The sequence below is a fragment of the Nocardia aegles genome (assembly GCF_052545135.1).
The window spans coordinates 213,948-236,218 of the sequence record NZ_JBQWRI010000005.1; the positions used below are offsets into that span (position 1 = coordinate 213,948).

25 protein-coding genes and 1 pseudogene are annotated in these 22,271 nt (G+C 66.6%); 13 read left to right on the plus strand and 13 right to left on the minus strand.

The window, feature by feature from the left end; genetic code table 11:
- Positions 1–858 carry an alpha/beta hydrolase family protein gene (locus tag ACT89H_RS16700; protein WP_445109538.1) on the plus strand — a complete coding sequence of 286 codons (858 nt, stop codon included), beginning with the start codon at positions 1–3 and terminating at the stop codon, positions 856–858.
- 62 nt (positions 859–920) lie between these two features.
- Here ACT89H_RS16700 and ACT89H_RS16705 read toward each other — a convergent pair whose 3' ends face one another.
- Together ACT89H_RS16705 and ACT89H_RS16710 are read right to left on the minus strand one after the other, a co-directional pair.
- A complete protein-coding gene (locus ACT89H_RS16705) occupies positions 921–2,978 on the minus strand; it encodes a prolyl oligopeptidase family serine peptidase (RefSeq protein WP_445109539.1) in 2,058 nt (685 codons plus the stop codon).
- A gap of 33 nt (positions 2,979–3,011) precedes the next feature.
- Entirely contained in the window at positions 3,012–3,554 is a 543-nt protein-coding gene (locus tag ACT89H_RS16710) for an AMIN-like domain-containing (lipo)protein (protein WP_445109540.1), read from the minus strand.
- A gap of 221 nt (positions 3,555–3,775) precedes the next feature.
- Here ACT89H_RS16710 and ACT89H_RS16715 point away from each other — a divergent pair, with 221 nt between their 5' ends.
- From ACT89H_RS16715 to ACT89H_RS16725, 3 genes are all read left to right on the plus strand, one after another.
- Positions 3,776–4,750 carry a dipeptidase gene (locus ACT89H_RS16715; protein WP_445109541.1) on the plus strand — a complete coding sequence of 325 codons (975 nt, stop codon included), beginning with the start codon at positions 3,776–3,778 and terminating at the stop codon, positions 4,748–4,750.
- A gap of 267 nt (positions 4,751–5,017) precedes the next feature.
- The gene (gene lpdA / locus ACT89H_RS16720; protein ID WP_445109542.1) at positions 5,018–6,421 is read left to right on the plus strand and encodes a dihydrolipoyl dehydrogenase; all 1,404 of its coding nucleotides are present in this window, start codon (positions 5,018–5,020) and stop codon (positions 6,419–6,421) included.
- 226 nt (positions 6,422–6,647) lie between these two features.
- On the plus strand, positions 6,648–7,175 hold the full coding sequence (locus tag ACT89H_RS16725; protein WP_445109543.1) for an HD domain-containing protein: 528 nt from the start codon (positions 6,648–6,650) through the stop codon (positions 7,173–7,175).
- On the opposite strand, the gene ACT89H_RS16730 is transcribed toward ACT89H_RS16725, so the two are convergent.
- Positions 7,151–7,633 carry an NUDIX hydrolase gene (locus ACT89H_RS16730; RefSeq protein ID WP_445109544.1) on the minus strand — a complete coding sequence of 161 codons (483 nt, stop codon included), beginning with the start codon at positions 7,631–7,633 and terminating at the stop codon, positions 7,151–7,153. The two genes, ACT89H_RS16725 and ACT89H_RS16730, sit on opposite strands and share 25 nt — an antisense overlap.
- Positions 7,634–7,637: 4 nt before the next feature.
- On the minus strand, positions 7,638–8,375 hold the full coding sequence (locus tag ACT89H_RS16735) for a helix-turn-helix domain-containing protein (protein WP_445109545.1): 738 nt from the start codon (positions 8,373–8,375) through the stop codon (positions 7,638–7,640).
- 229 nt (positions 8,376–8,604) lie between these two features.
- Between ACT89H_RS16735 and ACT89H_RS16740 the strand changes: the two genes are divergently transcribed.
- The 7 genes and pseudogenes from ACT89H_RS16740 to ACT89H_RS16770 all read left to right on the plus strand — a co-directional run bounded on the left by ACT89H_RS16740 (position 8,605) and on the right by ACT89H_RS16770 (position 13,371).
- Positions 8,605–9,111 carry a DNA-directed RNA polymerase subunit beta gene (locus tag ACT89H_RS16740; RefSeq protein ID WP_445109546.1) on the plus strand — a complete coding sequence of 169 codons (507 nt, stop codon included), beginning with the start codon at positions 8,605–8,607 and terminating at the stop codon, positions 9,109–9,111.
- The gene (locus ACT89H_RS16745; RefSeq protein WP_445109547.1) at positions 9,108–9,371 is read left to right on the plus strand and encodes a hypothetical protein; all 264 of its coding nucleotides are present in this window, start codon (positions 9,108–9,110) and stop codon (positions 9,369–9,371) included. The genes ACT89H_RS16740 and ACT89H_RS16745 overlap by 4 nt, the downstream gene beginning before the upstream one ends.
- On the plus strand, positions 9,355–9,714 hold the full coding sequence (locus tag ACT89H_RS16750) for a hypothetical protein (RefSeq protein WP_445109548.1): 360 nt from the start codon (positions 9,355–9,357) through the stop codon (positions 9,712–9,714). The genes ACT89H_RS16745 and ACT89H_RS16750 overlap by 17 nt, the downstream gene beginning before the upstream one ends.
- Positions 9,715–9,727: 13 nt before the next feature.
- Positions 9,728–10,294 carry a class IV adenylate cyclase gene (gene cyaB / locus ACT89H_RS16755; RefSeq protein WP_445109549.1) on the plus strand — a complete coding sequence of 189 codons (567 nt, stop codon included), beginning with the start codon at positions 9,728–9,730 and terminating at the stop codon, positions 10,292–10,294.
- Positions 10,295–10,331: 37 nt separating this feature from the next.
- Positions 10,332–10,712, plus strand: a pseudogene (locus ACT89H_RS16760) (oxidoreductase dimerization domain-containing protein); the annotation flags it as partial.
- Between the two features lie 888 nt (positions 10,713–11,600).
- On the plus strand, positions 11,601–12,308 hold the full coding sequence (locus tag ACT89H_RS16765; protein WP_445109550.1) for a polysaccharide deacetylase family protein: 708 nt from the start codon (positions 11,601–11,603) through the stop codon (positions 12,306–12,308).
- A 166-nt stretch (positions 12,309–12,474) separates the two neighbouring features.
- On the plus strand, positions 12,475–13,371 hold the full coding sequence (locus ACT89H_RS16770; RefSeq protein WP_445109551.1) for an MBL fold metallo-hydrolase: 897 nt from the start codon (positions 12,475–12,477) through the stop codon (positions 13,369–13,371).
- Positions 13,372–13,457: 86 nt separating this feature from the next.
- Here ACT89H_RS16770 and ACT89H_RS16775 read toward each other — a convergent pair whose 3' ends face one another.
- Together ACT89H_RS16775 and ACT89H_RS16780 are read right to left on the minus strand one after the other, a co-directional pair.
- A complete protein-coding gene (locus ACT89H_RS16775; protein ID WP_445109552.1) occupies positions 13,458–13,886 on the minus strand; it encodes a PPOX class F420-dependent oxidoreductase in 429 nt (142 codons plus the stop codon).
- Between the two features lie 40 nt (positions 13,887–13,926).
- The gene (locus tag ACT89H_RS16780; protein ID WP_445109553.1) at positions 13,927–14,325 is read right to left on the minus strand and encodes a winged helix-turn-helix transcriptional regulator; all 399 of its coding nucleotides are present in this window, start codon (positions 14,323–14,325) and stop codon (positions 13,927–13,929) included.
- A gap of 97 nt (positions 14,326–14,422) precedes the next feature.
- Between ACT89H_RS16780 and ACT89H_RS16785 the strand changes: the two genes are divergently transcribed.
- A complete protein-coding gene (locus ACT89H_RS16785) occupies positions 14,423–15,274 on the plus strand; it encodes an SDR family oxidoreductase (RefSeq protein ID WP_445109554.1) in 852 nt (283 codons plus the stop codon).
- 389 nt (positions 15,275–15,663) lie between these two features.
- Here the strand turns inward: ACT89H_RS16785 and ACT89H_RS16790 are convergent, their stop codons facing one another.
- Positions 15,664–16,041 carry a VOC family protein gene (locus ACT89H_RS16790; RefSeq protein ID WP_445109555.1) on the minus strand — a complete coding sequence of 126 codons (378 nt, stop codon included), beginning with the start codon at positions 16,039–16,041 and terminating at the stop codon, positions 15,664–15,666.
- Positions 16,042–16,112: 71 nt separating this feature from the next.
- Positions 16,113–16,658, minus strand: a complete 546-nt coding sequence (locus tag ACT89H_RS16795) for a carboxymuconolactone decarboxylase family protein (RefSeq protein WP_445109556.1) — start codon at positions 16,656–16,658, stop codon at positions 16,113–16,115.
- A gap of 216 nt (positions 16,659–16,874) precedes the next feature.
- Here ACT89H_RS16795 and ACT89H_RS16800 point away from each other — a divergent pair, with 216 nt between their 5' ends.
- Positions 16,875–17,747: an NERD domain-containing protein gene (locus ACT89H_RS16800; RefSeq protein WP_445109557.1), complete on the plus strand. Its 873-nt coding sequence runs from the start codon at positions 16,875–16,877 to the stop codon at positions 17,745–17,747.
- Between the two features lie 4 nt (positions 17,748–17,751).
- On the opposite strand, the gene ACT89H_RS16805 is transcribed toward ACT89H_RS16800, so the two are convergent.
- Genes ACT89H_RS16805 through urtB form a run of 5 tightly spaced genes read right to left on the minus strand, consistent with a single transcriptional unit; the run spans position 17,752 to position 22,018 of the window.
- Positions 17,752–18,453: a GntR family transcriptional regulator gene (locus tag ACT89H_RS16805; protein ID WP_445109558.1), complete on the minus strand. Its 702-nt coding sequence runs from the start codon at positions 18,451–18,453 to the stop codon at positions 17,752–17,754.
- Positions 18,454–18,461: 8 nt separating this feature from the next.
- A complete protein-coding gene (urtE, locus tag ACT89H_RS16810) occupies positions 18,462–19,154 on the minus strand; it encodes an urea ABC transporter ATP-binding subunit UrtE (protein WP_445109559.1) in 693 nt (230 codons plus the stop codon).
- Positions 19,147–20,001: an urea ABC transporter ATP-binding protein UrtD gene (gene urtD / locus ACT89H_RS16815; protein ID WP_445109560.1), complete on the minus strand. Its 855-nt coding sequence runs from the start codon at positions 19,999–20,001 to the stop codon at positions 19,147–19,149. Before urtD ends, urtE begins: the two co-directional genes overlap by 8 nt.
- Positions 19,998–21,137, minus strand: coding sequence for an urea ABC transporter permease subunit UrtC (urtC, locus tag ACT89H_RS16820; RefSeq protein ID WP_445109561.1), 1,140 nt, complete (start codon positions 21,135–21,137; stop codon positions 19,998–20,000). Before urtC ends, urtD begins: the two co-directional genes overlap by 4 nt.
- The gene (urtB, locus tag ACT89H_RS16825) at positions 21,134–22,018 is read right to left on the minus strand and encodes an urea ABC transporter permease subunit UrtB (RefSeq protein WP_445109562.1); all 885 of its coding nucleotides are present in this window, start codon (positions 22,016–22,018) and stop codon (positions 21,134–21,136) included. The genes urtC and urtB overlap by 4 nt, the downstream gene beginning before the upstream one ends.
- Between the last annotated feature and the right edge of the window lie 253 nt (positions 22,019–22,271).

The window sequence follows — 22,271 nt, forward strand, 5'->3', positions numbered from 1 at the left end:
ATGCAAACAGTTCCGATCCAGATGCCGGACGGCACCACGGTTCCGGTGCGCTTGCTCCCCGCCGGGGGTCCGCACCGGCACGCGGTCAGTCCGGACGCGCCGCGGCCGGTCCTGGTGATCGTGCCCGGGCTCGGCGTTCCGGGGGGTTACTACGAACTGTTCGCCTCGGGTCTGGCCGCGCGCGGGTTCGACGTGGCCGTCGGTGAGCTGCGCGGCAACGGCGACAGCAGGCCGAAGCCCAGCTCCGCCAGTACCTTCGGCTACCACGAGCTGGTCTCGGTGGACTTCCCGGCGATCTTCGAGGTGGTTCGCGAGCAGTTCCCGGACAGCACGCCGTACCTGCTCGGGCACAGCATGGGCGGCCAGCTCGGCGTCATGTACGCCGCGCGCGTCCGTGGCCGGCTCGGCGGGCTGATCCTGGTCGCCTCCGGCACCCCGTATTACCGTGGTTACCGGGGACTTTCGGGGCCGGGCATGCTGGTCGGCACCGCGGCGATCTCGCTGACCGCCAACCTGGCCGGCTTCTGGCCCGGCGACCGGGTGTCGATGGGTTTCGGCCGCCAGTCCAAGGTGTTGATCTCCGACTGGGCCCGGCTGGCGCGCACCGGCCGGTTCGTTCCGGTCGGCGCGGACATCGACTACGAGGAGCGCATCGCGCGGCTGAAACTCCCGGTGCTGTCCATCACGATGACCGGCGACGACCTCACCCCGCCCAGCTCCGCCGAGCACCTGCTGGAGAAGTTGCCGAACGCGGAGGTGACGCGCTGGCGCCAGCCGGAACCGCTGGGCCACAACGGCTGGATCCGGCAGTACACCAGCACCGTCGACCAGATCGAGAAGTGGTTGCGCGACCGTTGAGCGTGACTCCGCCACAGCCGTGCGCGGATCGAGGACGGACTGCGCACGGCCGCGGGGATCGGTCAGGAGCGTCGTTCGATCAGCATCTGGGTGAAGAACTCGTAGATCAGTGCCGCCTGGAAGGCCGACTGCTTGTTGTCGGCGGCGCCGCCGTGGCCGCCTTCGATGTTCTCGTGGTACCAGAACTGGTGGCCCTGCTCCGCGAGCAGCGCGGCCATCTTGCGGGCGTGGCCGGGGTGCACCCGGTCGTCCCTGGTCGAGGTGGTGAGCAGGATCGGCGGGTAGGGTCGGTCGGCGCGGGCGTTCTGGTAGGGCGAGTACTTGCCGATGTACTCCCATTCCTCCGGCTTGTCGGGGTCGCCGTACTCGGCCATCCAGGAGGCGCCCGCGAGCAGCAGGTGGTAGCGCTTCATGTCCAGCAGCGGCACCTGGCAGACGATCGCGCCGAACAATTCGGGGTAGCGGGTCAGCATCACGCCCATGAGCAGGCCGCCGTTGCTGCCGCCTACCGCGCCGAGCTGGTCCGCCGTGGTGATACCGCGTGCGACGAGGTCTTTCGCGATCGAGGAGAAGTCCTCGTACACCTTGTGCCGGTTGGCTTTCTGCACCGAGGTGTGCCACTGCGGCCCGTACTCGCCGCCGCCGCGGATGTTCGTCATCACCCAGGTCCCGCCGCGTTCCAGCCAACCCATGCCCGACGCGCCGCTGTAGGCGGGGGTGCGCGACACTTCGAAACCGCCGTAGCCGGACATCACCGTCGGCCCGGGCGCGTCCTTCCGGTCCCGATGGCGGATCACGAAGTAGGGCACTCGCGTCCCGTCGTCGGACGTGGCGAAGAACTGCTCGGTCTCCACCCCGTCGGCGTCGAAGAATCCGGGCTCCTGTTTGAGCCGTTCGGTGCGCCCGCCGACCGCGCCGGCCAGCAGCGTCGCCGGGGTGGTGAAGCCGCTGGTGTTGAGCATGAACTCGTCGCCGCTGTCCAACGGGTCGAGATTCAGCACGCTGGTGGTGGCCATCGGCGGGGTGTCGGCCAGCGGCTCGCGGCGCCAGCCGTCCGATCCCGGCGTCAGTACCTGGAGCTTGGTCTGCACATCCTCGAGCGTGACCAGCAACAGGTGGTTCTCGGTCCAGCCGTAGCCGTGCAGCGAGGTGTGCGCGTCCGGGGCGAAGATGACCTCGAATTCCCGTGCGCCGGAGAGGAACTTCTCGAAGTCGGTGGCCAGCAGCGCGCCGGCGGGATAACTGGTGCCGCCGACCTCCCACGGCGACTTCAGCCGCACCAGCAGCCAGTCCTTGTACCAGGACTCGCCGGCGTCGCTGGGGATGTCGAGGTGCCGCAGGGCGCCGTCGCCGTCCAGCAGATACACCTCTTCGTTGAAGAAGTCGGTGGCGCGGCCGACGTAGTGCCGTTCGTAACCGGGCGTGCGGTCGTAGCCCGCGGAGACCGCGACATCGCCGCTCTCACCCTCGAAGACGGTGGTCGCCTCCGCCAGCGCGGTGCCGCGCCGCCAGCGTTTCGCGATCCGCGGATAACCCGAGTCGGTCAGGGAGCCCGGGCCGAAGTCGGTGCCCACGTACACCGAGTCGATGTCGATCCAGCGGATCTCGGACTTCGCTTCGGGCAGGAAGAACCCGCCATCGGCCGGATCGAGGAACACCCTGCGTTCCAGGTCGAACTCGCGGACCACCTTCGCGTCCGCGCCGCCGCGCGACAGGCTGATCAAGGCGCGGGACTGTTCCGGGCGCAACACCGTCGCCCCGCCCCACACCCAGTTCTCGTTCTCGTCGGCGGCCACCGCGTCCAGGTCGATCAGCACGTCCCAGGCCGGCGCGTCCTCGGCGTACTCGGCGAACGTGGTGCGCCGCCAGAGGCCGCGCGGGTGCTCGGCGTCGCGCCAGAAGTTGTAGAGCCAGGGGCCGCGGCGGGTCGGGTAGGCGATCTTGGTGTCGGTGTCGAGCATGTCGAGGATGCGCCGCTCCAGGTCGCGGAAGCGATCGGAGTCGGCGAACCGGGCGTGCACGACCGTGTTGTGCTCGCGAGCCCAGTCCAGAGCGCGCTCGCCGGTCACTTCTTCCAGCCAGAGATAGGGATCGGTCACATTACGCTCAACGCCGCTCATCCCCACATTGTTGCCGAGCCGCGCGGCGCGGGGTCACCAGGAGTGCGCGACGTCGATCACGACGCGCGATCCGCTGCCCGGTCCGTCGAGGGTGGACACCTGGAACGGCAGTCGCGCGCGGGTGCCGAGGCCGACGGTGGTCTGTCCTTCGAAGGAACCGGCCCAGGCCACCTGGCGGAAGGTCCGATAGTCGCGTACGTCGGCGAGCTCCGCCCGGTTCGCGGGGGTGTAGGTGGGGTGGAACGCGTCGTCGTAGGCGGGGGCGTAGACGGCGATGCTCAGGAACGCCTCGCCGCGCAGCGGGACGGGTGCGCCGGAGCCGTCCATGACCACTCGCTCGACGTAGCCGACGTGATAGCCGGTCACCTGCCCGCCGATGTCGAGCACCACGCGGTCGAAGCAAGCGTGCTGTCCGGCGCGGACCGCGGTCAGCGGTGCGAGCGTCCGAGCTCGGCTCACCTTGGGTATCGAACCCCACCCGGAAGCGCACTCCGGGGCGGCGGACGCCGGGACGGGGGCGATGAACAGGCCGGCGAGGGTCACGAAGGAAACGAACAGAAGAAGCAAGCGACGCATGGTCGCACCGCCTTCGGGCACAGGAGGGATTGATGTATGACGTGCATCGGTCCAGGTGGATGCCCCGTTACCGTCGGTGCAGACGAAAAGTATTGGCTGTCGCGGCAACTCGGCCACGGCGTGGCGCCTCGGCGGCTCGCCGTTCGCCGCGTGCCGATGCCCGTTCGGCGTGAACAGTAGGATTGCTGCCGGGGAGGCCGATCCGACCAGGAGGTTCGAGGTTGCCACCCTTTCTGTGGGAGCAGCATTGCTGTCTGCCGCTGTCGCCCGCCGCACACATCGGCGACCTCGCGCGCTACCCGGCCGGATCGTATCTGTCGGTGAACGTCGGCTACTCCCGGCAGTCGACCGCGGACTGCCTGGCGCTGTTGGACCGATTCCGCCGAGACGCCCTGGCGGACGGTCGGTTCCGTCTGGTCGAGACCATGGCGGACATCGGTGCCGCGAACACCATCGCGCTGGCCTTCGATCTCGAGGACGCCGGGCCGCTCGGCGGCGACCTGGACAACGTCGCACGGTTCTACGAGCTCGGTGTGCGTTCGCTGCTGCCCGCCTACAACCACGCCAACGCCGCGGGCTGCGGCTGCCTGGACACCGAGGACACCGGGCTCACCGGTTACGGGCGCGATCTCGTGCACGCGCTCAACGAAGTCGGCATGTTCGCCGACGGTTCGCACTGTTCCCGGCGCACCGGGCTGGAGCTGGCCGAATCGACCGTCGTCCCGATGATCTACAGCCACTCCAACTTCGCCGCGCTGTGGGACCACCCGCGCAACATCACCGACGACCAGGCGCGCGCCTGCGCCGCGACCGGCGGCGTCATCGGGATCAACGGCGTGGGCATCTTCCTCGGCCGCAACGCGCCGCACGAACGCCCCGAGCGGATCGCGGCGATGGCGCGCCACCTCGAGTACGGCGCGGAACTGGTCGGCATCGACCACATCGGCATCGGTTCGGACTACTCCTTCGACGCCGAGGACTTCAACGCCGAGCTACAACAGAACCCGCACGCCTTCTCCGAGGCCTACACACAGTGGGGCCCACTCCACTGGGTCCCACCCGAAGACCTCCTCGGCCCCTCCGACGTCACCACCCTCGACGAGGCCCTGGCTCAACGCGGCTTCACCCCGGCGGACCGAGCCGCGATCTTCGGCGGCAACTTCCGCCGCGTCGCCGCGCAGGTCTGGCGCACCTGAGGTTCGATTTCGGCGTCTACTTGATCGCCCTCTTTCCGGACGAGCACGTCCCCCGCTGCGACGCTGGACACGTGGAACCACGCCGGTGGCTCGTCCGATCGGCTCAGTACACCGGTGCCGTCGCGGATGTGCCGGCGATACACCGTGGCCTGCTCCACCGGCGGCAGAGGTCCGGCAGGCGAAAAGTTTGCGGGCGGGTGTGGCCCAGTCCTCACAATCGTGGGGGACGGGTGAGTGAAGTTCGCGGTGCGGAGTTAGGCTCGGGGCGTGACTTCCCACTACGATGTCGTCGTTCTCGGTGCTGGTCCCGGCGGATACGTTGCCGCGATCCGCGCCGCTCAACTCGGCCTGCGAACAGCGATCGTCGAGCAGAAATACTGGGGTGGTGTGTGCCTCAACGTCGGCTGCATCCCGTCCAAGGCGCTGTTGCGCAACGCCGAGCTCGCCCACATCTTCACCAAGGAGGCGAAGACCTTCGGCATCTCCGGTGAGGTGAACTTCGACTTCGGGGTGGCCTTCGACCGCAGCCGTAAGGTCGCCGACGGCCGGGTCAAAGGCGTCCACTTCCTGATGAAGAAGAACAAGATCGACGAGTTCGACGGCAAGGGCACCTTCACCGGCCCGAACTCGCTGTCGGTCCAGCTCACCAAGGGCGGCGCCGAGTCGATCACGTTCGACAACGCGATCATCGCGGCGGGTACTGTCACCAAGCTGTTGCCCGGCACCCAGCTCAGCGCCAACGTGGTGACCTATGAGGAGCAGATCCTCACTCGTGACCTGCCCGGCTCCATCCTCATCGTGGGTGCGGGCGCGATCGGTATGGAGTTCGGCTACGTCCTGAAGAACTACGGTGTCGACGTGCGGATCGTGGAGTTCCTCGACCGTGCGCTGCCGAACGAGGACGCGGACGTCTCCAAGGAGATCACCAAGCAGTACAAGAAGCTCGGCATCACCATCACCACTGGTGCGGCTGTGCAGTCCATCGAGGACGACGGCGCGAAGGTCACCGTCGCGATCAAGGACAACAAGACCGGTTCGATCGAGACCGTCACCGTGGACAAGGTGCTGCAGGCCGTCGGCTTCGCCCCGCGCGTCGACGGCTACGGCCTGGAGACCACGGGCGTGGTGGTCACCGATCGTGGCGCGATCGGGATCGACGACTACATGCGCACCAATGTGCCGCACATCTACGCGATCGGCGACGTCACCGGCAAGTTGCAGCTCGCGCACGTCGCGGAGGCCCAGGGCGTGGTCGCGGCCGAGACCATCGCGGGCGCGGAGACCGTCACCCTCGGCGACTACCGGATGATGCCGCGCGCCACCTTCTGCCAGCCGCAGGTCGCTAGTTTCGGCTTGACCGAGCAGCAGGCCCGCGACGAGGGCTACGACGTGAAGGTCGCGACCTTCCCGTTCACCGCCAACGGCAAGGCGCACGGCCTCGGCGACCCGACCGGTTTCGTCAAGCTCGTCGCCGACGCCAAGTACGGCGAGCTGATCGGCGGGCACCTCATCGGCCCGGACGTCTCCGAACTGCTGCCTGAGCTCACCCTCGCGCAGAAGTGGGATCTGACGGTCAACGAGCTGACCCGCAACGTGCACACCCACCCGACGCTCAGCGAGGCCCTCCAGGAAGCCTTCCACGGCTTGGCCGGCCACATGATCAACTTCTGATCCGGTCGCAGGGAGAGGGCGTGCGGTCACCGACCGCGCGCCCTCTTCGTTGCCCACTGTGCTGTACACCGATCGGATTCAACGAAAGCGGCCGGGCTCCCTGGGTATCGAGGTCACAGGGTGCCAGGCATACTCAGCGGAGATCCGACCGTGTGTAGCGTGCTACACATCCAGCCAAGCTCTGGGAACGGTCTCGACGGGTTGTCCCCCGCGTAGCATGGCAGCCGTGAACGAGGCCATGGCCGAGCTGCTGTCTTCGCTGACCGAATCGCGGCGTGCTCACTCGATCGCGGTGGGTCGGCGAATGGAGGGTGTTGCGCAACTGTTGCCAGTAGAACTACGTGTGGATGCGATCACAGCGGCGTATCTGCATGATGTTGGCTACGGGTATCCAAACCTCGGGTTCCACCCGATCGACGGCGCCCGGCTGCTGCGTTCGCTCGGGTATTCGCCGGTTGTGTGCCACTTGGTGGCGTTTCACACTGCGGCGGAGTTGGAGGCGGATGTGCGGGGCCTGGATGTGGGCCTGTTCGAAGAGTTCCGGCTGGTTGGCCTGGCAGGACTCGGCGCAGCCGATGACTTCATGTGGTGGGCTGACCTCTCCACCGGGCCGAATGGCGAGGACTTCACGGTGGATGAACGACTGGCCGAGATCTTGAGAAGGTACGAACCGGGAAGCGTGGTTCATACCGCCATCACCCGAGCAGAGCCGCGGTTGCGGATGGCGGCTCAGCGGGCGTCGGGGTCAATGTAGGGTTTGCTCTCCTTGAGAGCCCAGTCGATCCGTTTTCGCTGGCTGGGGTCCATGGTCAGAGATGGGATCTGATCGACTGGCACCCAATCGACGCGCATGCTTTCGCTGCTGGTTCTTGGGTGTCCGCCGACTGCTTCCCCGCGATAGACCACGGTGAACTCCTGCCGGACCTCATCGTTACTGGTGTAGTGGATGACGTGAGTTGGGTCGGTGAAGATTCCGACGATTCCGGTGACACGGATATCGACCCCGGTCTCTTCTCGGGTCTCTCGGACGGCGGTGTGGCTAAGGGACTCGCCAGGGTCGTGTGCGCCCCCAGGCATTGACCAGTTGCCGTTATCTGACCTGCATATGAGCAGGACCGTACCTTCCTGATAGACGAATGCTGCTGCGCTGGGTCGGACGCTATTGGCTGCTGGAGCGTCGGGGTCCTGGTGGTAGTCAATTCGGCGTCCCATGAGGTCAGGATAGTGCGGGACGTCCCGTCATCCAGGCAGCTTCGAACGACTGCATGTAGTAGGAGAAGAGGCGACCACCCGGGACGTGCTGCAAATGCTGAACTGGAGACTTCGCCGCGTAAGCACCGTAGCTGTGGGTGTTGACAAGCATCGAGTCGCCAAAACGGTAGATGCTGTTGTACAGCGTCGTGCGGTGGGTGCGGATATCGACCATTGGCAAGTCCATCGTTTCCCGGAGATACTCCAGCGTTGACTGGCACCGCTGAGGTAACGAAGGCAGGCCCTCCTCGCGGGCTCGGGCGAGAACTTCCGGTGAGTCGCTCTCTCCAAGGAGAATCCGAACCGTGACGCCCGCACTCGCTTTGGCGCGTACGACGTTTACGAAGTTGAGAGACTCCACAAGGAAGCCCCCTGCGTACACCAGGATATCAATGTGGTCAGCGGCCTGCTGCATGAGCGAACGCCAAACCTCATGTGGAACCTCAGGGCGGGTCGGCCAGATCTGCACCAACTCGGATAGCGAGGCGGTTGCGGACCGGCTACCCGCTAAAAGCTCGGGCCAGAGGTAGGTCTCGTCGCAGCCCAGTTCACGGGCGACCTTGAGACGAAGTCCCGGATGCGGGCATCGGTCTCGAGTGATCCAGCGCTCGACCGTCTTGGTGCTGATCTGGAGGCGTTCTGCCAGAGCGTGTTTCGTGAGGTCCGCTGCGGCCATTGCGCCGCGAAGCCGTTCGTTGGCCATGCATTAAGGCTATTACAAAGTGTCCCAAAGTGTTCCAAATAGCGGGTTATTTCGTCCCCAAGTGTCGGGGATTCTAGATGTGTCAAACGGTTTCGAGGACCTATGCACCCGGTGCCGAGTCGATGTGATTGTCCGCGACGGCACACCGATCCCCGTTGGCATGTCAGCCGCTGGCGCAAGCTCCTTGGTACCGGGCGCGTATCACACCACGAACAGGGGAGATATACGCATGGGGCTGGACGACACTCAGGTGCTGCCGGTAGCGCAGGCCGATACGCCCACCACACGCTGCAAGTTCTACCGGCAGGTCTGCGGACTAGCAGCAGTCCTGCAGCCAGAAGCAGGCGGACGAATCATCGTCCCGACCGGCAGCGTCGGTGCGATCACCATGCCCGCGCCCCTCGGCGCCAGCGTGAAGAACCACATGCTCAGCCGCACCATACGACTCGGCCCGATCATCTCTCACCCACGATCCAAACGCTGGACATTCTTGGCGCGGCCGGACGTACCCGACGAGGTGAAACTGTTCGCCGAACTGTTCCGGCTCAACGTCTCCGTGTCCCCCTTCGGCGCTCAGATCGCCTTGCCTTCACCCACTTTCGGGCCGATCAGTTTCCGAACATGGGTACAGGCACCCTACGACTCGTTTCGCCCGTCCGGGCTGATGGTGGTCGAGTCCATCCGCGCCTGCGCCAGACCGAAAGCAGCGCAGAACCGTACAGCGGAGCGGCGATGACTTCCCCACATCCTGACGATCCAGACATCCATCTGTCGGTGTTCCTTCACGGTTTACGGCTAGATTTCACCGCCTGTCTCACCGCCGCACTGCTGTTCGTCCAAGACTTTCGCACCCGCCATCATCCCGACGCGGTGCAGGTACTCCCCGGTGAAACCGCCGGACTACCTCGGCTGCCAAATGAACGCCTCTACCTCGAGCCCCAGCCGCCCCGCACCGACTCGCCGAATCCAAAGGTGAACAATGACGGGAACATCTAATTATTTTGCATACCAACATAAATCATCGTCATCCTATCTCGATGTGGCCGCTAACGATATCCAGGCTATCGATCGGTTCAACACTGTAGGCACGTGCGCACTGGTGCATGGCTGGGCACAAGACATCGCAACGCTGGTCGCCGAACCCGTCGACATCATCAGCGCATCCGCGTTGCTGCACGAGGTCTACTCCTACCGTGGTGCCTACAGTGGCCTGCACACGATGATGCGAACATTCCCAAATGTACTGAAGCCGTACGGGTTCTTCGTCTATCGCGATGTATACGCCGTCGATGCGCCGTCGCTGCACGAGCCCGCGTACATACCGCCATCCACACGATAGGATGATCCAGCACATGCACCTGATCGAGGTCGAACGCAAACGCGAACTCCCCGACCCCAGCGCCCTGCGTCGGCGTCTCGCCGAACTGGGCTACCGCGAAGCCGGAAACCTGACCGAGGTCGACACCTACTACAGCCGACCCGACATCGACTACATGAAAACTGTTGAATGCCTCCGTATTCGACGCAGAGACGGATTCGCTGAGGTCACCTACAAACCACCGTCCAACGCCCGAACCCACAGCGACGGCAACGTGATCGCCAAACGCGAAACCAACGTCACCCTCAGCGGCCCCGACCAAGCCGCCGCCGCGAACCAACTGCTGGCCGCAATCGGCATGATCCAACTCGTGCACGTCGAGAAAGCCCGCATCGCCTACCAGCATCCCGAACACGACGACATCATCGTCAGCATCGACACCGTCACCCACGCCGGAACCTACGTCGAAACGGAGATCACCGCCGCCGATACCGACGCGGCAACCATCCGCCTCGAAGAAGTCGAGACCCAACTCGAGATCACCAATCACCCCGTCGTCAGCCTGCCCTACCGCGATCTCGTCATGGCCGCCGCCAACTAACCGCATACCGCTGACAACGACCCCGAGGCCCGGTCCCCTCGGCGACTACCGGATGATGCCGCGCGCCACCTTCTGCCAGCCGCAGGTCGCCAGTTTCGGCTTGACCGAGCAGCAGGCCCGCGACGAGGGCTACGACGTGAAGGTCGCGACCTTCCCGTTCACCGCCAACGGTAAGGCGCACGGCCTCGGCGACCCGACCGGTTTCGTCAAGCTCGTCGCCGACGGCAAGTACGGCGAGCTGATCGGCGGGCACCTCATCGGCCCGGACGTCTCCGAACTGCTGCCTGAGCTCACCCTCGCGCAGAAGTGGGATCTGACGGTCAACGAGCTGACCCGCAACGTGCACACCCACCCGACGCTCAGCGAGGCCCTCCAGGAAGCCTTCCACGGCTTGGCCGGCCACATGATCAACTTCTGATCCGGTCGCAGGGAGAGGGCGTGCGGTCACCGACCGCACGCCCTGTACGTTTGTCGGTCCCCCCTCTCGGATGTATCGCCAGTAGCGGTTAGGACCTCTGATCAGCTGCCGCAATCGATCGACCTGCTGTGGTGATGTCGGCGAGCGGGCCGGACCGAACCGATTCGAGTTGCGGCACCTCCTGGGTAGTACCAGTTGTCGTGGCGGGTGACGTGTCCGGGTCGAGACTTGCTGCGACTTTCCTATTCGGCAACAACTCGCACAACGCGGGCCGCGGTCGATAGCGGTGCTCGACGTAGGTCGCATCGTCGTCCGTTGCGGGTGATGTCCTGGGCCGACCGATGAAGTATCGGAAGTTGTTGTGGTTCAACGGTTCCTATCGACGCGATCACGTAAGGTGGACGCACCTCCAGCCGAGGGGCGGTGGGCTTGGTCCACACGCCGCGCCCAGGAAGGAGGTGGTGGGGATGGCGAAACATCGCCGGAGAAAGCAAGAGACCCCGGTCGATTACGGCATCATGCTGACGATTGCTGCCGTGATCGCCGGGGCGCTCATGCTGGTCCGCTGGTTGTGGACTAGGTAAACCCACCAGGTGGGGCGTCGCTGCAACGGCGTCCCACCGCCAGCATCACTTACGTGATGCCCAACTGTACCCCCAGATGTGTGTAGCGTGCTACAGATCCAGCCCATCTCTGGGAACGCTCTTGACGGCCTGTCCCGCGCGTAGCACGGCGGCCGTGAACGAGGCTATGGCCGAACCGCCGTTTTCCGGCCGGTTGACGTGGCGGGACTCGACTCAGCCGTGTTCTTCTGTCCGGCAAGAGTTTCCGCGCCGGTAGGGCTGCCGGTGGTCGGCATCGGGGCGAGCATTCTGCTATACAGCGTGCATGTTTCGCAGGTGGCTGATCGGAAGTGCGCCGGTGCTCGTCGTGGTGGTGCTGCTGGGGACGGGCACCTACTACCTGATGAAGGCGCGCACCTTCCAGTTGGCCGGTCAGGTGGTCAGCCGGGTGGACACCGACGCGCGGGTGGTCGCGCTGACCTTGGACGACGGGCCGTCCGATCGTGCGCCCGAGGTGCTGCGAGTGCTCGCCGACGCGCGGGTTCCGGCCACCTTCTATCTGAACGGGCGTGATCTCGCCGAACACCCGGAGTACGGCAGGGCGATCGCCGCGGCGGGCCATGAGATCGGCAATCACACCTATTCGCATCGTCGGATGGTCTTCGTCACGCCCGGCACGGTTCGCGACGAAGTGGAGCGCACGGACGCCGAGATCATGAAGACGGGTTACGTGGGCCCGATCACCTTCCGTCCGCCTTACGGCAAGAAGCTGTGGGTGCTGCCGCACTACCTCGCCGAGCACGACTGCGTCACCGTGACCTGGGACGTCGAGCCCGATTCCGGCCGGGCGGACGCCACCGCGGACGACATAGTCGCCGAGACCCTCGGCAAGGTACGTCCCGGGTCGATCGTTCTGCTGCATGTCATGCACGGGAATGCCGAGCCCTCGATCGCTGCCATACCGCGCATCGTCACCGAACTGCGCGCCGCCGGATACCAATTCGTCACGGTGTCAGATTTGATGTCCCGCTGATCCGATCGGACGCTGATACAGCAACGGCACTCGTGGATCAGGTGAGCGGTGGCCTTGTCGTCGCAGCAATATCGAATTGTCGACGAATTCTCAGAGAGGATTTTCGAAATATGTCAAGGCTTGAACTTTATGTGCCAGGATTGGTATTCCTGAAGAGGTGCGGACGTTGCTGCTTCGCACCGAGGAGGGATTTCTGCAAATGTCCTGGTTCGTAGATGATCGCTGCGTGAACTGCGATGTGGCTCGGCAATTGGCGCCCGGCTTGATCGGCGAGGTAGATGGCCGCTCCGAAATTTTGCGTCAACCGCGCGACGAGGCCGAGGAACAGGCGCTGGCCGCAGCCGCATTCGCTTGTCAAACCCGGTCGGTTCGGCGTGGGAACGGGACACTCGACGCGGCGTTAGACCCATTCCCGATGCGCCTGGACGAGGGTGTTTACCTGTGTGGCCACAATTCCTCGCGCACTGCGGGAGCCAACTCCTATCTGCTGCGCCGCCGCGGCGGCAACCTCATGGTCGATACGCCTCGCTGGAGCGAGCCGCTGGCAGCGCGATACGAAGCGCTGGGCGTGGTGACCGACGTTCTGCTGACCCACCGTGATCACGCCGCGCACGGCCGGCGCTACGCCGACCGATTCCGGGCTCGACTGTGGATTCACGAGGGTGACCTCGATGCAGCGCCGGATGCCGATCAGATAATACGGGGAGCCGATCCGGTCGAAATCGTCGAGGGCGTAATCGCGCATCCATTTCCGGGCCACACCGAGGGAAGCGTGCTTTATCTGGTCGACGACCGATATTGTTTCAGCGGGGACAGCCTGTACTGGTCTCGTGCCACCGGAGACATCGAAATTGCCGAGAGCGTCGTCTGGTATTCGGTCGAAGTACTGGCCGAGTCGCTGGCACGATCGGCCGATCGGCTTGATTTCGAATGGCTGCTGCCCGGTCATGGGGATCGCCGACGGCTTCCGGAAGGCGAGATGGCGCTCCGGATGCGAGGCCTGGCTGAACGTGTCAAAGCCCTTCGCCCCCGACCGATCGATTTCAGCGCCATGCGGTGGTGAGCACGACTCGGCTCGGCCACCCAGCCGGGCTCAGCCACTGTCGATGACGAGGTGACCCACTCAACAGGCCACTGGCGTGGCGGTACTCAACCGGCAGCCGGGAGCATGCCGTAGGCGTGGGTCGGGGTGAACAGCACCAAGGCGCGGCGGTCGGTGACCATCGCGTTGCGGTACTCGTCCCAGTCGGGGTGCTCGCCGGTGGCGGTGCGGTAGTAGTCGACGAGTGCGTCGACGGTGGGGTCGTCGGGGGCGGCGGCGACGGGGGTGAGTTCCACCGTGCCTTCGAGTACGGCATAGGCGAAGAAGTCGTCGCGGGTCACGTGCAGCGCCGCCCACGGGTCTCGGACGAGGTTGTGATACTTCGCTCGGTCGGCGGTGATGGAGATGCGGATGCGGCCGTCGGCGCCGACGACGTGCAGCACGTTGGACAGTTGCGGGCGTCCACTGCGGCGGATCGTGGTGAGTACGGACCGGCGGTGGTCGCGGGCGAAATCGACTGCGGCGGCTAGTTCCATGCTCGTGTAACCCACGGCTGCGCGGGAGTCTTCCCGCCGGTCAGTCGCGGTGGTAGGCGGACTGCGCCTCGTGCACGCGCGGCAGGTTGGTTTCCAGCACCCGGATGAGCGCCTCCAGGTGATCGGCCACCTCGGCGCCCAGGTCGGTGAGGGTGTATTCGACCCGGGGCGGGATGGTCTCGTGCACCTCCCGGTGCACCATGCCGTCGCGTTCCAGCGCCTGCAGGGTCTGTGACAACATGCGCTCGCTCACGCCGTCGACCCGCCGCCGCAAGGCGCTGAACCGGTACGGCCCCTCGCGGAGCGCGACCAGCGCCAGCGTGCCCCAGCGACTGGCGACATTCTGCAGGACCGGCCGCGACGGGCAGTTCCGGGCGAAGACGTCGGCTTCCAGCGTCGGATCGTCGGCCTCCGCCGAGGCAATGCGCTGGGTGGACATCCTTCGATAGTACCCACCTTGACCAAAGCCACTGCACTAATGCATAGTGCTTACAAATAGTTAGTACTATGCGAACATCCCCAATATGGAGGTAGTCATGACCGTCGCGGTGACCGGGGCCAGTGGACAACTGGGCCGACTCGTAGTGGACGCGCTGTTGAAGGTGGGCTCGACGCCGGTCGTGGCGATCGTGCGGGACCCGGCGAAGGTGGCCGACCTCGCCGAGCGTGGCGTGGACGTCCGGCAGGCCGACTATCGTGACGCGGCCGCGCTGGACCGGGCGCTCGACGGTGTCGACCGGGTGCTGCTGATCTCCGGTACCGAGTTCGGCGCGCGAGTGGCTCAGCACACCAACGTCATTCGCGCCGCCGAGCGGGCCGGTGTCGAATTGCTCGCCTACACCAGCGTCGCGGGCGCGACCGACAGTCCGCTCCTGCTCGCGCAGGAACACAAGGGAACCGAGGCGGTACTGGCCGAATCGACGGTGCCGCATACGCTTCTGCGCAACGGGTGGTACTGGGAGAACTACCTGGGCGGTCTGGCGCAGGCGGTGGAGTCGGGTGTGCTGCGCGGCGCGGCGGGTGAAGGGCGCGTGGCGGGCGCTGCCCGGGCCGACTACGCCGAAGCCGCCGCCAAGGTGCTCGCCACCGACGGCCACGCCGGGCGGGTATACGAACTCGGTGGCGACGAGCGGCTCACCTACGCCGAACTCGCGCAGGCGATCTCGCAGGCGTCGGGCAAGCCGGTGCGTTACGAGAACCTTCCGCAAGCCGATTACGCGGCCGGGCTGGTCGGGGCGGGGCTGCCCGCGCAGGTCGCCGAGGTCCTCGCCGACACCGACGCCGGTATCGCGCAGGGCGCCCTCGACGTGCGCTCCGGCGACCTGGTCCGCCTGATCGGGCGCCCGGCGACCCCCGCCGTCGACGTGTTCCGCGCCGCGCTCGCCTGACGTCATTCGTGGCCGGTCTCTGTCCAGACCGAGCGAGACCCAGTTAGCGGCCGGGCTCGCGTTCGAGTTGCCGCCGCGCGTCGGCGACGCAGGAGCAAGCGACACGGCAGCAGGGGCGGAGCCGACGGTCGGTCACCACAACTTGCGTACGCCTGATAGCGACATTCGAGATCGACGTGCCCAGCGCACCGCAACCTCCGGTTTCGAGCGCAGCGAGACCGAGCATCCGCCGTTCGCGGCCCGGCTCGCGTCCGAGTGGCTGCCGCGTCCGCGACGAAGTCGCCAGCGGCGGTCACTCGGACGCGAGCCACAAAGGGGCCGCGAACACCCAGCGCCGCAGGCGCTGGAAAATCAACACAGCGCCGCAGGCGCTGGAAATTGAACACAGCTCACACCCACTGCACCAACTGGATGATGATCCCGTTCGGATCGCTCATCTGGAAGTAGCGCTCGCCCCACTCCTCGGTCTCGATCGGCGTCACGATCGGCACGCCTTCGGCTCGCAGCCGGGTGTATTCGTCGTCGATGTCCTCGACGACGAAGACGACGAGCAGGCCCTCGCCCGCGCTGCCCGCCGCGCTCTTCGGTTTGAAGCTCGCCAGCCCGGTGCGCAGGTAGATGACGTTCAGTCCGGCGTCAGCGCGGTCGAGCGAGACGAACCCGTCGGCCGACATCTTCTCCTGGAAGCCGAGGTGCTCGATGAGGAATCGCGCCGAAGCGGCCGGGTCGGGGACGTTGAGCGAGATGGCGGAAGCGGTGATGTTCATGGGAACTCCTCGGTGGCAGAACTCACGCTGGTGCTGGACGGTTTGGCCCGCCGCATCGAGGGCTCGCCGGCCTATACGCCGTCGCGCTGGATGCGCAGGGCGGTGATGGTGGCGGCCAGCCCGTCGTATTGGTTGATCAGCAGGACGATCTCGATCAGGCTGCGCTCGTCGTAGTGTTTCGCCAGCTCGGCCCAGGTGTCGTCGTCGAGGTCGCGCGTCTGGACCAGTTGGTCCACGGCGGCCAGCAGAGCCCGATGCCGGTCCGACCATCCCGCCGCCTCGGGGCCCTTGCGCAGCCGCTCCAGGATTTCGCTCGTCACCCCGGCGCGTCGGCCGAGCCGGATGTGGTGGTCCATCTCGTACTTGCAGCCGCGCAGATACGCGACCCGGATGATGACCAGCTCGGACTCGTGGCGCGGCAGCCGCCCGCCCGGCATGAGCTTGCCCGAGTAGTGCAGCCAACCGCGGAACAGGCCGCGGGTGCGGCCGAGCGTGCTGAACAAATGGGCGTCATGGGTGCCTGCGGCGCGGGAGAGCACCTGCCAGACAACCCAATTGAGCGCCCCGAGTTCCCGGAGCCGCCCGGGCGAGATGCGTGGTGGCGGCGTTGAAACCATGCCGGTTGCTACCTCCCCGTGGTCTGTGCGGCCGGCGTCGGTGCCGACCGAGAGGAGAGCCTACTCGGCAGTATCCCGGCCTGCGCGCCACCATTCTTTTGCTTTCCAGTGGTTTTCGGCGGGATAGCCCGTCATCATCAGTACCGGTGCGGGTTGCCGCGGCCGCAGCGCGTTTCCGCGGCGTCAGGTGTGGACAACAGGTCGGCAGGGGAAAAGATGCTGGTGAGGATCAGGCCGGGAGCGGAACTCTCCGGCGCTGAGCGGGAATTCGTCGCGTGCCTGCGGTCGTATCCGACGGCCGGCCTCGCCGTGATCGATCTCGAGGCGGACAACCGGCGTGTCGACGCGGTGGTGTGGACGCCGCGTGGGCTGACCGTGCTGGAGGTACACGGCTTCCAGCGCAGGCAGAGCGGCATTCTGAGCACACCGGCCGAAGGACCGTGGAAGATCAGCGACGCGCCGGTCGAGCTGGACGACCCGCAGAACGGAAGCCCCGCCGAGCGCGTGGAACACGGGATCTACGCGGTCAAGCACATGCTCCAGCGGGCGTTGCAGGATCCGGGACACATCTGCGGTGCCGTCGTGCTCGTTCCGTTCCGCGGCGCCGTGGTGCGCCCGGCGCGCACGAATCTGCGGCCGGGGCTGGACGTGGTCGTCGGAAACGTCACCGACGCGACCGAACTGCGCATCTATCTGGAGGGGTTCTCCGCGGGACCGCGCGACTGGACCGCGGACCGGGTAATCGGCGCGTGCGGGGCACTCGGTCTCGCGGAGATCGCGCCGTCCCGGGCGGAACTGCTCGAGTCGGGGTTCGAGGAGAACGCGCCGGAGCCGGTCACGACCATCCCGCGCGCACCGAAGCCGCGAGTCGAGCCCACGCCGGGCGTCGCGACGAAGAGCCAGGCCTACGCGGGCTGGTCGGTCATCGTGATCGCCGTGGTCGGGGTGCTGTTCGTGCTGGGCATGATCGCCACCGCGCTGGCGCACGACTCGGCGCAGCCGATCCCGGCGACCGGCACGACGAGTCCGACGCCGTCGCCACCGGCGTACCGGCCCACCCAGTGCTACCCCTTCCAGCAGAACTGCTGACCGGTCAATCGCGCACCGCGCGGCCCAGTTCGGTCAGGCGCAAGGCGTACTGGGCGCGGGCGAGCACATTTCTTCGCGAGGTGTCGATGTGGGCGGAGAGCGTGTCCAACGCCGCGCCCACCGCACCGGACACCAGGTGCTCGGCGACCGCGATGTGCTCGGCGGTCATCGTGGCGATGCGCTCCGGAGTCGGCATATCCAGCGTGCGCACCGGACGCAGACGGACATGCACGGCGGTCAGCGCGTCGGCGAGTACGGCGTTGCCTGCGGCGGCGAGCAAGGTGGTGTGGAACCGTTCGTCGGCGGCCACCAGCGCGGGGCCGGGTTCGGGCGGGTCGTCGCGCAGTGCGCGCCAGATGGCCAGTTCCGCGCGCACGAGATCCAGATCGTGTGCGGTCGCCTCGCCCGGCAGCGCCACCCGTTGCATGCCCCTGGCCTCCAGTACGAGCCGCAACTCGTAGAGGTGATCGAGTTCGTCGAGCCGGGGCCGGTACGGGTAGAGCCCGTCGGGGAGCCGCTCGACCAGCCCGTCGGCCTGCAATCGGGCCAGTGCCTCGCGCACCGGGGTGCGCGACACCCCGTACGCCTCGGCGAGACGTTCTTCGCCGAGCCGTTCGGTCGGCGCGATGGCTCCAGCGGCCAGATCCCGGCGCAACGAGTCGTACACCTGCTCGCGTAACGGAATCCGAGCCCTGTCGCGGGCCATGGCCGCGCTCAGATCGCCATCGCCGCGCGGACTTCGCGCTCGGCGCCCGCCCCACCCGCGCCCGTGGAGGTCACCCGGCCCGATCGCAGCACGTAGTAGCGCTGCGCCGCCTGCAACGCGAAGCCGATGTGCTGTTCGACCAGCAGCACGCTCAGTCCACCGCGCCGGGTGAGGTCCATGATGGTGCGCTCGATCTCGGCGACCACCGACGGCTGGATGCCCTCCGTCGGCTCGTCCAGGATGAGCAGCCTGGGCTCGGTGATCAACGCCCGCGCGATGGCGAGTTGCTGGCGCTGGCCGCCGGACAGTAGGCCCGCCTTCCGGGGGAGCAGCTCGCGCAGCGCGGGGAACAGGTCCAGCGATTCGTCGATCAGCGCCCTACCGCGTTTGCGGCCGTCGGCGACCACTTGCAGATTCTCCGCTGTGGTCAGTTGCGGGAAACTTTGCTGGCCCTGCGGCACGTACGCGATCCCGCGCCGCACCCGGCGCGACGGCGACAGCCTGGTGATGGCCTCCCCGTCGAACTCGATCCGGCCCGACTTCGCGCCGATCAGCCCGACGGCGGTGCGCAGCAGCGTGGTCTTTCCCGCGCCGTTGTGTCCCATGATGGCGACCACGCTGTCGTCGGGGACGGTCACCGAGACGCCGTGGATCACCTCGGTGCGGCCGTAACCGGAGTGGATATCGGTGAGTTCAAGCATCGTCGGCCCCTTTCCGGGGTGACTCCGGGCTCGCCGCGATCGACGCGTCCTCCAGTTCGGTCCCGACCGCCGCGGCGGTGCCGAGGTAGACCTCCTGGACTTTGGCGTCCGACTGCACCTGTTCGACGGTTCCCTCGCTGAGCACTCGGCCGCCGGCGAGGACGGTGACCGACGTGGCGAAGGCGCGCATGAAATCCATGTCGTGCTCGACCACCACGACGACCCGGTCGCCGCCGATGCGGCGCAGGAGATTTCCGGTCTCCTCGCGCTCCTCGGCGCTCATCCCGGCCACCGGCTCGTCCAACAGCAGCACCGAAGCGTTCTGCACCAGAAGCATGCCGATCTCCAGCCATTGCTTCTGTCCATGCGCGAGCACCCCGGCGGGTTTGTCGCGCAGATCGGCCAGGCCGGTGATTTCCAGCGCCTCCTCGATCGCGGGCAGCACCGTTGTGCGGCGGCGCAGCATGGTGAGCGCCGAACGGCCGGCACCCGCGGCGATATCCAGGTTCTGGAGCACGCTGAGCTGTTCGAACACGCTCGCGGTCTGGAACGTTCGTCCGACACCGAGCCGGGCGATCCGGTGCACCTTCTGGCCGAGCAGTTCCACGCCGGTCTTCCGCGCCGACCCGGTCGCCGGGACCAATCCGGTGATCGCGTCGATGAGCGTCGTCTTGCCCGCGCCGTTGGGGCCGATGAGGAAGCGCAGGTCACCCTGCAACACCGTCAGATCGACGTCGGTGACGGCCCGGAAGCCGTCGAAACTCACCGAGAGGCTGCGGATCTCGAGGTACTCGCTGGACATGCCGGCGTTGCCGCCGAGCTTCGGAAAGTGGATCGTCTCGGTCATCGCGATCGCACCTTCTCCGTCGCGGGTTCCGGCAGCGCTCCGACCACCACCGTCGCGGGTGGGGTGGCGGGACGCCTGCTGTCCAGCACGCCTTTCAGCATCGGCCACAACCCGGCGAGTCCCGCCGGAACGAAACCGACCACCGCGATGAACAGCACACCTTGCAGGTAGGTCCATCCCGACGGGAACTCCTCCGACAGCGCCGTCTGCGCCCACGCCACGCCGATCGCACCGAGCACCGGACCGAGCAGCGTGGTCCGGCCGCCGATCGCGACGCCGATGAGGAACGCGATGGACGGGACGACACCGATGTCGGCGGGGGAGATGATGCCGACGATCGGCGTGAACAGCGCACCGGCGATGCCCGCGAAGAACGCGGCGACCACGTAGGCGACGATCTTGACGTTCGCCGGGTCGTAGCCCAGGAAGCGCACCCGCTCCTCCTGATCGCGCACCGCGACGAGCAACTCGCCGTATCGGCTGTGCATCAACTGGCGCACCAGCGCGACCACCACCAGCAACGCGGCCGCGGCGAGGAAGAACAGCATGCGCCGGTTGACCGGATCGGACAGCTTGAACCCGAAGAACGCGCGGAAATCCGACAGGCCGGTGAACCCGCCGATGTTCTGCTGACCGGTCAGCAGGATGGCCAGGGCGGCGGCCAGCGCCTGGCTGAGGATGGCGAAATAGGCACCCTTCACGCGACGCTTGAACACGCCGTAGCCGAGCGCCGCCGCGATCAGCGCGGGCAGCACGAGGATGCCGAGCAGCGCCACCGGAGCCGACGCGAACGGCTTCCAGAACAACGGCAATTCGCGGATGCCCGCGATCTCCATGAACTCCGGCACATCGTTGCGCAGCCGGGCGGCATCGGCCATTTGCAGATGCATGGCCATGATGTAAGCGCCGACGCCGAAGAACACGCCCTGCCCCAGGGTGAGCATTCCGCCGCGGCCCCACGCCAATCCGATGCCGGCCGCGACGATCGCGAAGCACAGGAACTTCGCGAGCAGCGTGAGGCGGAAATCGCTGAGCACGGCGGGCGCGACCGCGAACAGCAGGACGGCGGCGACGGCGAATCCGGCGAGCGCGCCGAGCGAGGGGTGCGCGCGCCACCAGTGGACGAGCGTGGTCATGCGAGGCTCCTTGTCCGGACGGTGAACAGGCCCTGCGGGCGGACCTGAAGGAAGATCACGATGACGACGAAGACGATGACCTTCGCGATCGACGCGGTGGTCGAGTATTCGATGTAGGAATTGAGCAGGCCGAGCGCGAACGCCGCGATCACCGTGCCCTTGATCTGGCCGAGCCCGCCGATGACCACCACGAGGAACGCGTCGATCAGATAGCTCTGGCCGATGGTCGGGCTGGTCGAGCCGATCAGCGTCAGCGCGACACCGGCCACGCCCGCCAGTCCCGAGCCGATGAAGAACGTGCTGAGGTCGGTGAAACGGCTGGAGATGCCCGAGGTTTCGGCCAAGCCGCGGTTCTGCACCACCGCGCGGATGCGGCGGCCCAGCGGCGTCGCTTTGAGCACCGCGGCCAGCGCGGTCACCGCCACCACCGCCAGGACCAGGATGAAGATGCGCGTCTTCGGCACCACCGCGCCCAGGATCGTGACGCCGCCGCTGAGCCACTGCGGTGCGATCACGTTCTTGGCGGGCGCGCCGAAGATGTCGCGGGCCAGCTGTTGCAGCACCAGCCCGACGCCGAAGGTGACCAGCAGGGTGTCCAGCGGCCGGTCGTACATCCACCGGATCAGACCCATCTCCAGCGCGGCGCCGAGCAGGCCGCCGACGAGGAAACCGATCAGCAGGGAGACGACGAGCGACCCACCGGTCGACGAGATGACCTTCTGCACAACATAAGTGGTGTAACAACCGGCCATGATGAACTCGCCGTGCGCCATGTTGATCACGCCCATCTGACCGAAGGTCAGCGAGAGACCGAGCGCGGCGAGCAAGAGAATGGATCCCAGACTCAGCCCGGTGAACAGCTGTCCGATAACCACATCCATGAAAAGGCTCCTGTGTTGGTCTTTCCAGCGCCTGCGGCGCTGGGTGTTCGCGGCCCTCTTGTGGCTCGCGTTTGCGCGACCGCCGCTTGCTCCTGCGTCGCTTGCGCGGCGGCCGCGCAAACGCGAGCCGGGCCGCGAACGGCGGATGCTCGGTCTCGCTGCGCTCGAAACCTGGAGTTGAGGTGCGCTGGGCGCGTTCGGTGCGGGACGGAGGACCTGGTGTTCGCCTGTCAGTGGCTCCTCGTTCACCTCC

Excerpts from the sequence above, each read along its gene's own strand:
- ACT89H_RS16700 (WP_445109538.1), top strand. The coding sequence starts at position 1 with ATGCAAACAGTTCCGATCCAGATGCCGGACGGCACCACGGTTCCGGTG.
- ACT89H_RS16705 (WP_445109539.1), bottom strand. The coding sequence starts at position 2,978 with ATGAGCGGCGTTGAGCGTAATGTGACCGATCCCTATCTCTGGCTGGAA.
- ACT89H_RS16710 (WP_445109540.1), bottom strand. The coding sequence starts at position 3,554 with ATGCGTCGCTTGCTTCTTCTGTTCGTTTCCTTCGTGACCCTCGCCGGC.
- ACT89H_RS16730 (WP_445109544.1), bottom strand. The coding sequence starts at position 7,633 with ATGGGACGCCGAATTGACTACCACCAGGACCCCGACGCTCCAGCAGCC.
- ACT89H_RS16735 (WP_445109545.1), bottom strand. The coding sequence starts at position 8,375 with ATGGCCAACGAACGGCTTCGCGGCGCAATGGCCGCAGCGGACCTCACG.
- ACT89H_RS16740 (WP_445109546.1), top strand. The coding sequence starts at position 8,605 with ATGGGGCTGGACGACACTCAGGTGCTGCCGGTAGCGCAGGCCGATACG.
- ACT89H_RS16745 (WP_445109547.1), top strand. The coding sequence starts at position 9,108 with ATGACTTCCCCACATCCTGACGATCCAGACATCCATCTGTCGGTGTTC.
- ACT89H_RS16750 (WP_445109548.1), top strand. The coding sequence starts at position 9,355 with ATGACGGGAACATCTAATTATTTTGCATACCAACATAAATCATCGTCA.
- cyaB (WP_445109549.1), top strand. The coding sequence starts at position 9,728 with ATGCACCTGATCGAGGTCGAACGCAAACGCGAACTCCCCGACCCCAGC.
- ACT89H_RS16765 (WP_445109550.1), top strand. The coding sequence starts at position 11,601 with ATGTTTCGCAGGTGGCTGATCGGAAGTGCGCCGGTGCTCGTCGTGGTG.
- ACT89H_RS16775 (WP_445109552.1), bottom strand. The coding sequence starts at position 13,886 with ATGGAACTAGCCGCCGCAGTCGATTTCGCCCGCGACCACCGCCGGTCC.
- ACT89H_RS16780 (WP_445109553.1), bottom strand. The coding sequence starts at position 14,325 with ATGTCCACCCAGCGCATTGCCTCGGCGGAGGCCGACGATCCGACGCTG.
- ACT89H_RS16785 (WP_445109554.1), top strand. The coding sequence starts at position 14,423 with ATGACCGTCGCGGTGACCGGGGCCAGTGGACAACTGGGCCGACTCGTA.
- ACT89H_RS16790 (WP_445109555.1), bottom strand. The coding sequence starts at position 16,041 with ATGAACATCACCGCTTCCGCCATCTCGCTCAACGTCCCCGACCCGGCC.
- ACT89H_RS16795 (WP_445109556.1), bottom strand. The coding sequence starts at position 16,658 with ATGGTTTCAACGCCGCCACCACGCATCTCGCCCGGGCGGCTCCGGGAA.
- ACT89H_RS16800 (WP_445109557.1), top strand. The coding sequence starts at position 16,875 with ATGCTGGTGAGGATCAGGCCGGGAGCGGAACTCTCCGGCGCTGAGCGG.
- ACT89H_RS16805 (WP_445109558.1), bottom strand. The coding sequence starts at position 18,453 with ATGGCCCGCGACAGGGCTCGGATTCCGTTACGCGAGCAGGTGTACGAC.
- urtE (WP_445109559.1), bottom strand. The coding sequence starts at position 19,154 with ATGCTTGAACTCACCGATATCCACTCCGGTTACGGCCGCACCGAGGTG.
- urtD (WP_445109560.1), bottom strand. The coding sequence starts at position 20,001 with ATGACCGAGACGATCCACTTTCCGAAGCTCGGCGGCAACGCCGGCATG.
- urtC (WP_445109561.1), bottom strand. The coding sequence starts at position 21,137 with ATGACCACGCTCGTCCACTGGTGGCGCGCGCACCCCTCGCTCGGCGCG.
- urtB (WP_445109562.1), bottom strand. The coding sequence starts at position 22,018 with ATGGATGTGGTTATCGGACAGCTGTTCACCGGGCTGAGTCTGGGATCC.